This is a genomic window from Brevibacillus sp. BD137 (genome assembly GCF_041644655.1).
Taxonomy (GTDB): domain Bacteria; phylum Bacillota; class Bacilli; order Brevibacillales; family Brevibacillaceae; genus Brevibacillus; species Brevibacillus brevis_D.
The window spans coordinates 85,393-97,087 of record NZ_JAOTNO010000007.1 but is presented as its reverse complement, the minus strand read 5'-3'; the positions used below and the strand labels follow the sequence as shown (position 1 = coordinate 97,087).

The following is an 11,695-nucleotide window of genomic DNA, read 5'->3' as shown; positions in this document are numbered from 1 at the left end:
TTTTACCGAGACAAAGTTAAAAATTCGATCATATCATTAATTCTGAAGTCTATAGCTTGAAAATAACTATGATGAGGCTTTGTTTGTTATAAAGATATTTAGTGTACAAGTACAGGACTTCTCAGATTGGTATAATGGCAAAGAAATATATATGTTGTTCAATAAGAACTTTACAAGGGGCCATTTTCCTCTCGAAAAGACTATGTAGCTTTCAGCAAGATCCAATCCTTTGAAGTGAGGGAATATACCAAATAAAAGTAAGAGGCACCTTCTGGAAAACAGGAAAGTGCCTCTTACTTTTTATGACTACTCTGTTCTGGTTATTGATCCCCATACGGAGAAGATAAAGTCGATGAATACTCGTGATCTTCTCCATTAATGATTGTTCTTGTCACGCCAAAATGCCTGAAATCCACTTATCATCTGAAATTACAGACATGGTTTTGATTAGAACAATTGTTTGTTTCGCTTTTGTTTATCTTTATTGGAGAGCCAAATAGTTGGGTCAGTTTATTTATGCTTTAACTATTTGGTATTTCGCAATAGAAAATATTGTAAAATTTTATATATATATGTAACGTTTAATTGAATCCAAAAACTAGGAGATGATAAATTTGAAAAAGTTTGCTCAAGCAGCTTTGCTCGCATTACTCACTGCATCTTTTGTTATTCCAACAGGAGCAGAAGCCGCAAGTTCTCAACAAACTTCTAATACGGTTGCACCTGCTTCAACCAAACAAGTAGCAGATTACTCAAACCTTGGATCAAATGATCCGACTAAGAAGTCTTCAACCTTCAATGTAACTACACCTGGCTATGTTACAGTTAATGTGACACAGAACCATGGTACGGAAACAGCTTACATGTACTATGCAATTGTTACAGACCTCCCGGATGGTACTACAACCTCCTATGGCTCTTCAAACATCGAAGGAAATGGCTCTTTTAGCTTCACAAGTAGTAAACCACTACCTGCTGGCGAGTATTACATCCGTTATAACAGCAAACAGCGTGGCCGAACTTCTGGGACTATTTCAGTCACTACACCATAAACCTAAACTTTTTTCAAAGAGGCTTTCACCAGAAGGCCTCTTTTTTCCTATTATTGGTGCCATTTCAACGTTTTAAAAGTTCATTCATGATATCAATGTCAATCAAAATGCCTTATAAGATCAAAACCTTTGCTCATAACACTCCTCCACTCTCCACTTGAAATATTAAGTTAAGTTGAACTACAGAGGATCTGCAACAAACAATGGTCGGGTCAGTTTATTCATGTTTTAACTATTAAATAAGGTATTTCTTGCAGAAAAATGTTGTTAAATTTTGTATATACATGTAACATTTAGTTCAATCCGAAAATTAGGAGATGACAGATGTGAAAAAGTTTGCTCAGGCAGCTTTGCTTGCATTACTCACTGCATCTTTTGTTATTCCAACAGGGGCAGAAGCCGCAAGTTCTCAACAAACTTCTAATACGGTTGTACCTGCTTCAACCAAACAAGTAGCGGATTACTCAAACCTTGGATCAAATGATCCGAGTGGGTATTCTGCAACCTTCAATGTAACTACACCTGGCTATGTCACATTAAATGTGACACAGAACCATGGTACAAAAACAGCTTACATGTACTATTCAATTGTTACATACCTCCCGGATGGTACTACAACCTCCTATGGCTCTTCAAACATCAAAGGAAATGGCTCTTTTAGCTTCACAACTAGTAAACCACTGCCTGCTGGCGAATATTTCATTCGTTATAAAAGCAAACAGCGTGGCCGAACTTCTGGGACTATTTCAGTCACTACACCATAAACCTAAACTTTGTTGAAAGAGGCTTTCACCAGAATCAATTTCTCTTTTGTTAAATAGAGCTTTTCAGGAATGCTAAGCTTACCGCGTGAGGCACAGTTTCGGTGACAGGTGGCTTTATCGTACTGTCCTTTGGCATGCTCACCCAGTCCTCAGATTCTTCGCAGTATTTCCAAACGCGGCCAAGGTATCAGCCTTTCTGAAAATGCTCGTATTCAAGGTAAATCCCTTGCTTTTCAGCTTCCTCCACTAGAACGCCCATTCCTTGCCACCTATTTGAGAAGTAGACCGTTCCCTTCCCCCAATTCCAGAGTCCTTGCTGCCCTTTTGCTGGCACCAGATCAATTTAGATGGTTCATGGCAAAATAGCAGATGGCTTTTGCTAATGATGTAATTAGCCTAGATGACCTCAAACTCCACATACATGAAGAAAATGAACGTGAAGAGACTATCAGGGCACAACTCATGGCAGAATCATCTATGGATAAAATGATACCTAAATTGTCAAAACAAGATGTCATGACATTTGCAAAGAGCAAAAAGGAAAACTGGCCACATCTTGAACTTGATCACAAGAAAGTAATTATGCAAACTGTATTCTCCAGAATCGTAACAGATATATATGATGAAGCTGTTGGGGGTCCTGGTAGAAGAGCAGCATGCAAAAATTATTTCATTTGAAACAAATGAAGAGGCGGTTTCCCGCCTCTTTTCAATTTCCCCTACATACTTTATAAGGGTGTCTTCAAAAAAGTATTCTGCACTGTCAAATTTACGTAATCATTCATCTTCCGTTTGATGCTCTTCATGTAGCGCAAAGGTCGGGCCATCAAAGTAGCGAGGCCAAAAGTATTTAGGGTCTATTCGTATTTGAATAGGTAATATACTTCCCGTCATACTTCCCTTTATTATTTGTATCGATTTATGCCTATGCGTAAGTAGTTCCGTTCCCCGTACTGACAACAGCTGATATTGCGAGAGCTAGACTAAGAAAAAGGTGGTAATTTACTTGTACAAAAAGTTAAGAGTATTCTTGTTGCTTTCTGTCGTTACAATAGCTGGATGTACTGCTAATAACAATGCGTTATCCATGCAAGCAAGTCCCCAGCCTCCATTGGTCGACTATAATAAAAAGCTAGAAATTCTTGATCGATTAGAGAACCACGACACTACCTTAAGTCGAATGACAGAAATACTAACGATTGAATGGCATCATTTATTTACACAAAAGAATGAAGAGGATTTATGGAATACATATTTTGATCTCACTTGGAATTTACGTCCAGACGAAAAAGAACGAGTAAAGAAAGAATTATCTACAACCCATAAAGAACTCTCAACATACTTGGAAATGCAGAAGAAAGGCATTCTTCCCGCAAAGGAAGTACATGTAAAAAATATTATGGCTGAAAGAAACACCGATAATGACGGTTATCTCGTAAAAGTATGTTACCTTCTCACACTAAATGACGGCTCATCGAAAGAGATTTGGGTAGAACTTCATGCAGACGACAATATGGAAACTTTTAATCCTCGTTTTAACACTATAGCTACTGGAGAAAATCTTCCTGAGCCTCAAAATGAACAAGAGGAATTACGTCGTCAATTTATTTTTAGGGCCCTTGACTACAATGTGATTAAAAAAATGACTTATGATGAAATTTTAGAGATGATCGACATGAAGTCGGTGGATAAGTATTAAAAGCATTATAGTTTGATTTTCCCGGTTTCCTTCAGTAATTTAACGAAAAGAACAAGGGAATAAGTAATGATTAGCATCGAACTTCCCAATCCCGTTAGGCTACTATAAATTAACTCGTCTACTCTTGTTTCCAATTCTAATGATGATTCTAGGCTAGTTGACCACCAACCAAATATAATGATTTGAACAAAAGTATTGATGATCAGTATAGAAATTTTTCGTAGTAACGATAAGAAAACCACAAATAGTGAAAACAATACGCCAGAATACTTTATAAACCGAATAAACTCCCCTTCATCTAGTACTACCGGAATATCTGCGCCCATAAGCAAATTAAGAAATAGTTGAATGCCACTTCCAATTAGTAACACAATGAATAGTAACCAATTAAGAAAAGCTGGCATACTTCCCCTCCTTTATGGTTCTTTCGTTTGAATAAAAACATACTTTACGCATGATTCTTTCCGCATTAAATGGGATTTATAACCAACTGTATAGTGATTTCATTTTTATGTAGAGAACCCGCCTAGACATTTCGCCTGGCGGGTTTTTACTGCTGTAATCCTCGCTACATACTATGTGCTCCCGTTCGCCTTCTGTTTGGCGTCGTACAGAATTATTAAGCCGTTCCGTTCCTTCCCACCCATCCTCCCTAACTGGCTCCTATATACAAGATTCACCAGCAGAGGTTTTGCTTGGCGGGAGCTTCCGCAACCGAATCTCCACATCCTGTTGGAATCAACGGTCTAGTTGATCATGCCGTTTTCCGGAGTGACAGTAAAATCATAAAAAACCCCTTTTTTATTGATCGATGCCGTAACGGTGGGTTTTCCCTTTTTCGTAAAGGTATACTCGTTGTATTTCGTTGAAACATGGTATCCCGTCAAATCCATATGAAAGATTTTCTTCACCATTGGATTAGCGGCAGCAATCGCTTTTTCTTTCGTATAGAACGGTTTGGCAAACACTTTTGGAATATCTTCGTCCGAAACATAGTTGCTATCTCTGAATTCATTGTACATGATGGCTGAAACAACTTTCCCTGTTTTCGCCCCGATGAAGACACTATGTGTACGGTCACGATCCATGAAGCTCCACACCTGGTCCAGGTGATAGTCCGAATTTTTCAGGAGCGAGACCTCAGGGAACAATGCAGATGCTTTTCCGTTTGATAGTGCCTTCATTGCCTTTTGCGCTGTATCGACCACTTTGGGGTTAATTTTTTGGCTTGTATATTTTATCGAAACAACCTTGAGCTTCCCTGTTGTCGCATCGATGGATGCCGTTACATTCTCCCCCGTAAACACCCAACTGTTTTCTACATCCGAGCTGATTCGATCTACCTTATCCAATCTAAAAGCCTGTGTGCCATCCATGCTTTTCAACGTGCTTATGATCGTTTTTTGCAAATCTGTAGCCACTTCGCTGAACTTGAAGTTAACATGTACAGATACGACCGTCCCCTCTTTTTTGGTAACCAGAACCTCGCCTCTGTTGTCTTTGGCTGAGATTACCCAACAATCAGCGTTCATCGCTGTAATCTCATCCAACTCGATCGGCAGACTGCCCGCCTCCTTCTGCATGGCTTGTTTGGCAGCCTCTACGACATTTTTATCCAATTGTGCGAGTTTCTTCATTGGTTCAGGCGCCAATTGCGTCTGAGTGTCTGCATAAGCTGGTGCTGGCATGCTCGCAAATGGAACTGCTGCTGACAACAGCACTGTCATCATACTAACGGCAAAAAACGTTTGTTTTTTCATTTCGTTGACTTCCCTTCTACTTTTAGATCACTTATTTGATCCAGCTGGAGGGATTTCGTGACAATGAATTTCGTTTTTTTGCAGTTAAGAGACAAAAACACCCTTCACAGATTCCGTTGAAGAGTGTACTCCCATATCCTATATTATAGTACCCCTTAAGATACGCATGAGTTCAACTTGTTCGTTCGGGCATTCGCCTAATCTTGCCGCAATAATCATAGATAAATAATCATGTATCATTGTCTTTCTAGCTTGTCTATACCTATTAGTAGGCGATGTAGTGGGAATAGTAAAAGATAGAACACACCTTGAGGAAGTCCGACTTTTTGTAGCGCAAGCTTCATCCAATCAAAATTACTACATCCAACAATGGGTCTCTCGATCGTTTCAACTCATTCAAAACCCAGAGCTTTTTGATTACAAAAAATGGTGTGATGGGATTGATATCTTTTCTTTCTGGGAAGATTAGGCTTTCCTTTATTCCAGTAATGTTTTGACGTTGTTGTAAGATAACCCCAATATCATCAGCTAAGAGGAATGATTATGTGATTACATCCGCCGAAGAATTTGTAAGACCGAGAACAAGTGAGAATCCTGATGAATATCTTACTGCAGCTTGGGATGAAGCCCCATTGGATGTTTGGAAAGAAGTAATTCAAAAATATCCAGACATGTCTTTTTGGGTTGCTCAAAATAAATCGGTACCTATTGAGATTCTTAGCATTCTTGCTACCCACCCGGAGGAGAGTGTTCGAAGCATGGTTGCTTCGAAGAATAAGCTTTCAGAAGAGCTGCAAATCAAGCTTGCCAGCGATCCCGAATTTTTTGTTCGAAAACGTATTGCTTATAACAAGAAAGCTACTTTTAAAGCTCTACAAATACTGAGTCAAGATAAAAACGATGAACTAAGAACTCATGCTCTGAAACGAAGACCGATGCCGTTAACAAATCGTGTGGTTTGTTAATCGAATCCAAATATTGTAAAATATTTTAAAAACTAAGTGGTGATAATTCAAATGAACAAATTCGAAAAAGGAATTGTTTATTTCTTTAGCTTTATTTTCTTTCCCATCGGACTAATCGTATGGATCACTTCATTTTTCAACCAAAATCAGCAATTTAAAAGTGTAGGAAGAACAGCTTTATATATTGCTGCTGCTTCCCTTTGCATCCAGATTCTAATAGGCGTCTTAAATTTTGTTGTGTAAACTAACATTACTCTCAAATGAAAATAAATGTGATTGTTTTTATAGTTGTTTTGTTTATACTTGGAATCCATTCTTATAATGCTGAAGATTGGACTGGGTGTAAGCCCTCTTTTCCCCAATCAATCCCAAGAAAACCTCTGCTCTTTCCAGGGATCACCGTACATACTCTTATGTAACCATTATTCGACTAATCATTAATAAAACCCGTCTCAACAAATAGGACAGGTTATATTTGTGGAAATTATTCCCTCGAGAGGCGTTTGTACGTTTCGGGAAGGAAACACTGCGCATTCAATAAACGGTGTAAGGATTTTCCTTACATTACTACAGTTAGGAGTTGGTTGAATGCCGATTACCAAACCATTTATGACGTCGCTCAGGTTCACTTCAACGATGGGGGCTGGAACAGGGACTGGCGCAACATTTGCCATTGCAGCAACATCATTTACGAATGATGCAGGTGCTGCTGCCACTGCATTTCCTGGTTCGTTTGCTTTTTACAATCTCTACATTAATGGAGTACTTCAGTCAGGGAGTACTTCCACAGTCACAACAACTACGATTACAATTCCCGACGGTGATGTTGAAAACGGCGGAACACCAATAATCGTAGAATTCGTCATCAACTGACAACTAGAAAGTGATTAAGAAATTCCCCAGGAGAGGATACACGCCTGGGGAATATTCCATCCAAAGTGTAACAAGTCCAGAACGCGTTGTAGCCTCAGATTCTTGCACATCTTCATTACTATGGGAAAGGGCTGGAGACCATGCAGCAAAAAACCAGTAAAAGAATAGTAGTGACTCGATCCAATAATCTGAGGACCTGTTACCCAGTAATGCCGCCACTCGGGTGCCCTGATATCTTTCCCGGGCAACCTTGCCCGACCTGTCCACCCTGTCTTCCCTGCCCGCCGTGCCCCTGTACTCCTGGACTGCTGACTACATTGATTTGGCAATATACGACTTTTTCGGATGGACAAAAAAATGTATATACGAATGCCGATGCCTCTCTACAGTTTAGTACTTCGGGAATTCTAGACCCCGGCAGCGTATCCATTATCAATCTTTTTATCAACGGCATTCTTCAGCCTACAAATACGTATGTGGTTCAGCCGGGCGCCTTGATGCTGAGTGATGTCCCGTTCCAAGGTGTTCCTATAATCCTTCAGTTTATCCAAATATCCAATTCCTAATGAGATGCCGATTGTACTTGGAAGATTAATCACTCAGCTTGGGGGTGACCTTTGACTTTACTTGAATGCATTTTCTTACATAGGAAGGAATTAGGTATCTTTGTAAACAGAAAAAGGACCCATTAATCCTATCTTTCTTAGGATTACCATGCACATTTGTAAAGCCAGCCATTAAATGTTTATTAACCCGTCTCCTCAAAAAAGGGACGGGTTGTTGATTTTGGTTACTTCTGTGGATTTCGTTCCCTATTTCTTCCTCTCAAACCGAAGAGACCAGCTAATCCAAGCAAACCTATCCATTCCCAGTCTGAATCAGTGTCCACTGCTGTCGTTCTGTAGGTGTTGTTATTGACACCTGTGTTAGGAGGTGCCCCATTTCCTGTAACGCCTACACCTGTATTGCCCGTCATATTATTTGGGGTGTTTGTTCCTCCAGTGTTCCCCGCACCTATGGTACCACTAGTCTCAGCAAATGCAGTTAAACTCATTGTTACAGTTAACATTAAAGCTAACATAATTACCTTCAACTTTTTCAACTTGAAGAACCCCCTTACTGTATTCTTAATTACTCCATGTAATATTTATCAATATGCGAATAATTATTCAGACCATCGCTTTTTTGTTTGAACACTTTATTTAAACAAATAAAAACCCCTCCCTCTTTAAAAGAAGGAGGTTTGAAGTGGGACCATTGATATTACCTTGCTCTCATTACGATAATTTTATCCAAGGCAACACTATGCAGACAAAATGAAATCTACAAATACTGGTGATCGCAGCATGCCGCTATTCGTAATGATATTTTGTATTTATATTGATTTTCTTCACTTAAATTCTAATTCTATTTCTATTTACCCATTAATTTTTCACTCGCTGAAAACTCTGGAAGTGTAAACTTGTGTCACTAAGTGTAAGCCCAATGAAAACAAAAAAAGAGACGGGTAATCACCGTCTCTTTTCCTCAATCAATCCCAAGCAAACCTCTGCTCTTTCCAGGGATCACCATACATATTATATCCATTCTTCTCCCAAAACCCTTGCTTGTCTTTCTCCATAAACTCAATCCCACGCACCCACTTGGCGCTTTTCCAGAAGTAGAGATGCGGGATGACAAAGCGCAGCGGCCAGCCGTGCTCAGGGGTCAAATCCTCGCCGTTATGTTTCGTAGCAAACAGGTTGCCGTTTTTCATGAAGTCGACAAGCGGAATGTTCACAGTCCATCCGTGCTCAGCATGCAGCATGACGTACTTCGCTTCGGGCTTCACCTTGACCAGCTTCAGAACTTCTTCCACCGGAATGCCTTCCCATTCATTGTCCAGCTTGCTCCAGCCTGTAACGCAGTGAATATCGTTGGTGGTGCCACCTTTTGGCAGGGCCAGCATTTGTTCGTAGGTCAATGTTACTTCTTCTTCGACGAGACCGAAAAGGCGAAAGCTCCACTCCGTAGAGAGATCTGTATATTCGGGAACCTCTCCGTAGTGCAGGACAGGAAAGCCTGTCGTCTGTTTTTGATTCGGTGGAATGCGATCGCGCTTGGTATCAGCCGCTGGGTTGATAAACATGTTGTTTCCACTCCCCGATTGTTAAGTCTCTTATTTTCCAACCCGCAAAAGGGCGTGGTCTACCTTGATGCACATGTCCTGCACAACCTCGATGCCTTGATCTGCAACCAATTTTGCTGCGTCTTCGTTGGCAATGCCTTGTTGCATCCAGAACACTTTTGGCTTGTGCTGCATTTTCAATGCATCCTCGGCAACAGGCATCATGTCTTCGCTGCGGCGGAACACATCAACGATGTCGACTGGTTGATCGATCTCAGACAAGCTGGCAACCACTTTTTCACCCAAAACCATTTCACCCGCGATGACAGGATTGACCGGGATGATCTTGTAGCCCACGTTCTGCATAGCTTGCGATACCATATAGCTGGTGCGGTCAGGCTTGTTGGACAGCCCCACTACTGCGATCGTTTTTGCATCCTCCAGCAGTTGACGACGTACTTCGTTGCTTGGATTTTGTGCCATGTGAAAACACTCCTTTTTATATTGAAATGGGAAATTGAACTACCTCTTATTCACTACGGCTGGAAACAAACTCAACAATGGTGCGCGTCATCGCTCCGGTACCTCCAGCTGGTTGCATGTCGCCAGCACTTGCTGTGTACGCCGTACCTGCGATGTCCAGATGTACCCACGGTGTATCGCCAACGAATTCTTGCAGGAAAACACCACCGATGATGCCGTGGCCATAACGTCCACCAGAGTTTTTCAAATCGGCAAAACGGCTCTTGTTCAGGCTGCGATACTCATCGAAGGTAGGCAGCTGCCACAAGCGCTCACCAGCCACGTCTGCTGCGTTCATCAGCTCATCCAACAGTGCTTTGTCATTGGTCATAGCACCAGAGCAGAAATGACCGAGTGCGACCACGATACCACCTGTCAAGGTAGCGGCATCCACCAGGCAAGACACACCTTGCTCTTTTGCATAGGTGATGCAATCAGCCAGTACGAGACGACCTTCTGCGTCTGTCGTAATGATCTCCACCGTTTTGCCGCTCATGGTCGTGATGACATCGCCTGGACGGAATGCCGTTCCGGATGGCATATTTTCCACGGTACCGACGACAGCCAGAACGTTTACCTTTGGTTTAATCTGTCCCAGTGCCTCCAATGCGCCGATCATCGTAGCTGCTCCGCCCATGTCCGACTTCATGTCTTCCATGCCTGCTACTGGCTTGATGGAGATCCCACCTGTATCAAACGTCACGCCTTTACCGATCAAGCCAATGACATCGTCCCACGTGTCTCTTCCTTGATATTTAACTACGACGACATATGGCTCGAGCTCGCTGCCTTGTGCAACAGAGAGAACTCCGCCCATTCCCAACTCTTCCAGCTTCGCTTTTTCCATGACTTCCACAGTCATGCCATAGCGCTCTGCTACCTCGACCATTGCGTTCTTCAAAGCGCGTGGAGTCAAGTAGTTAGCTGGTTCATTGACGAGCGTACGCGCCAGATTCGTTCCGGATACGAGCGCCGAGCCACGAGCAACACCCGCTTGAACCAATGAAGAATCGGCAGCTGCTGCCAAAATCTGCACCGTCGCAATTGGGTCAAACTCGCGCTTTGCCTTTTGACGGTAGCCCTCGTAATTGTATTCGGCAAGTCCAAAGGCTTCCGTAACTGCCTGCGCCAGACGGTCGGCACTCATATGCTCTGTTGTTGGCAAATCAATCACGACTGTTTTCCCGTTGCCTTTTCCTACAACTGTTTTGGCTGCACGTCCCCATGCATTTCGGGCTGCGACGAAATCAAATTTCCCCGGTTCACCCATCCCGACGATCAACAGTTTTTTTGCAGCTACCTTGTTCATTCCGTGGACAACCGTAATTTCTTTTGCCTCACCTGTAACTTCCTTGTCCTGCTGCAAGCCACTCAGACTGCCCCCAAAAGCTTCGTCCAATTCCGGGTATACTTGCGAAAGCTCCTCACCCTTCCATAGCGGGACAATCAGTTCATCACACGCGATATTTACAAGCTGTATGCGATTTTCTACTGCTACTTTCATATACTCTTCCCTCTTTCTGTGTGGTAGGATACTATATGGGCACATTTGTTTAACAGGATGTGTCGACATATAAGCGCAAGGGTGGAAACGTCATGGCTTTTGCCTCTGTGTAAGAAATGACATCCTTTTCCGGCAACAATTTCTCGCATTCATCTATGTAACGAAGAACTCTTGTTACGTCCAGTCCCCAATGAACTGGCTGGTAACGAGTCAAATACTTTCGTGCATTGCCTAACATCCAGCGAGCACCTTTGATATTGCCGTACTCTTGGTGGTACAGTCCGACTGACAATTGCAGCAATCCTTGCAAAAACTTGTCTGACTTGTCTTCCATCCAGATGTCTTCCAACAGATCGTGGCATTCATAGTATTCTCCATCATTGAATTTTTCAATGAACTGCAAATACTGCTCAGGATATCCCATGGATGCATGCCTCCGTTTCGAACCT

The 11,695-nt window shown here is 42.0% G+C and carries 14 protein-coding genes; 7 read left to right on the top strand and 7 right to left on the bottom strand.

Translation table 11 applies throughout. The features are described from left to right. The first annotated feature begins 605 nt into the window (after positions 1–605). The 4 genes from ODZ53_RS16970 (at position 606) to ODZ53_RS16955 (ending at position 3,515) form a co-directional block, all read left to right on the top strand. Positions 606–1,052: a hypothetical protein gene (locus tag ODZ53_RS16970; RefSeq protein ID WP_372678538.1), complete on the top strand. Its 447-nt coding sequence runs from the start codon at positions 606–608 to the stop codon at positions 1,050–1,052. A 317-nt stretch (positions 1,053–1,369) separates the two neighbouring features. Beyond that, positions 1,370–1,816 (top strand): hypothetical protein, encoded by a 447-nt coding sequence (locus tag ODZ53_RS16965; RefSeq protein WP_372678536.1) that lies wholly within the window; start codon positions 1,370–1,372, stop codon positions 1,814–1,816. A gap of 369 nt (positions 1,817–2,185) precedes the next feature. Continuing rightward, positions 2,186–2,494, top strand: coding sequence for a hypothetical protein (locus ODZ53_RS16960; RefSeq protein ID WP_372678534.1), 309 nt, complete (start codon positions 2,186–2,188; stop codon positions 2,492–2,494). Positions 2,495–2,822: 328 nt separating this feature from the next. Continuing rightward, positions 2,823–3,515, top strand: a complete 693-nt coding sequence (locus ODZ53_RS16955) for a hypothetical protein (RefSeq protein ID WP_372678532.1) — start codon at positions 2,823–2,825, stop codon at positions 3,513–3,515. 5 nt (positions 3,516–3,520) lie between these two features. Here ODZ53_RS16955 and ODZ53_RS16950 read toward each other — a convergent pair whose 3' ends face one another. Both ODZ53_RS16950 and ODZ53_RS16945 read right to left on the bottom strand, forming a co-directional pair. Beyond that, a complete protein-coding gene (locus ODZ53_RS16950) occupies positions 3,521–3,919 on the bottom strand; it encodes a hypothetical protein (RefSeq protein ID WP_372678530.1) in 399 nt (132 codons plus the stop codon). Positions 3,920–4,261: 342 nt separating this feature from the next. Next, positions 4,262–5,275, bottom strand: a complete 1,014-nt coding sequence (locus ODZ53_RS16945) for a hypothetical protein (RefSeq protein WP_372678528.1) — start codon at positions 5,273–5,275, stop codon at positions 4,262–4,264. A gap of 545 nt (positions 5,276–5,820) precedes the next feature. On the opposite strand from ODZ53_RS16945, the gene ODZ53_RS16940 reads away from it, so the two are divergent. From ODZ53_RS16940 to ODZ53_RS16930, 3 genes are all read left to right on the top strand, one after another. Next, entirely contained in the window at positions 5,821–6,240 is a 420-nt protein-coding gene (locus ODZ53_RS16940; RefSeq protein WP_372678526.1) for a hypothetical protein, read from the top strand. A gap of 588 nt (positions 6,241–6,828) precedes the next feature. After that, positions 6,829–7,113, top strand: a complete 285-nt coding sequence (locus ODZ53_RS16935) for a DUF4183 domain-containing protein (protein WP_372678524.1) — start codon at positions 6,829–6,831, stop codon at positions 7,111–7,113. 140 nt (positions 7,114–7,253) lie between these two features. Beyond that, entirely contained in the window at positions 7,254–7,679 is a 426-nt protein-coding gene (locus tag ODZ53_RS16930; protein WP_372678522.1) for a DUF4183 domain-containing protein, read from the top strand. A 224-nt stretch (positions 7,680–7,903) separates the two neighbouring features. Here the strand turns inward: ODZ53_RS16930 and ODZ53_RS16925 are convergent, their stop codons facing one another. The 5 genes from ODZ53_RS16925 to ODZ53_RS16905 all read right to left on the bottom strand — a co-directional run bounded on the left by ODZ53_RS16925 (position 7,904) and on the right by ODZ53_RS16905 (position 11,670). Next, on the bottom strand, positions 7,904–8,215 hold the full coding sequence (locus ODZ53_RS16925) for a WGxxGxxG family protein (RefSeq protein ID WP_372678520.1): 312 nt from the start codon (positions 8,213–8,215) through the stop codon (positions 7,904–7,906). 429 nt (positions 8,216–8,644) lie between these two features. After that, positions 8,645–9,241, bottom strand: a complete 597-nt coding sequence (locus ODZ53_RS16920) for a sulfite oxidase-like oxidoreductase (RefSeq protein WP_199926596.1) — start codon at positions 9,239–9,241, stop codon at positions 8,645–8,647. A gap of 30 nt (positions 9,242–9,271) precedes the next feature. Next, complete coding sequence (locus ODZ53_RS16915; RefSeq protein WP_372678518.1) at positions 9,272–9,703, bottom strand: CoA-binding protein; 432 nt, start codon at positions 9,701–9,703, stop codon at positions 9,272–9,274. A 46-nt stretch (positions 9,704–9,749) separates the two neighbouring features. Further along, complete coding sequence (locus ODZ53_RS16910) at positions 9,750–11,246, bottom strand: leucyl aminopeptidase (RefSeq protein WP_372678516.1); 1,497 nt, start codon at positions 11,244–11,246, stop codon at positions 9,750–9,752. A 49-nt stretch (positions 11,247–11,295) separates the two neighbouring features. Then, positions 11,296–11,670: a DUF309 domain-containing protein gene (locus ODZ53_RS16905; RefSeq protein ID WP_017251328.1), complete on the bottom strand. Its 375-nt coding sequence runs from the start codon at positions 11,668–11,670 to the stop codon at positions 11,296–11,298. Positions 11,671–11,695: the final 25 nt, after the last annotated feature.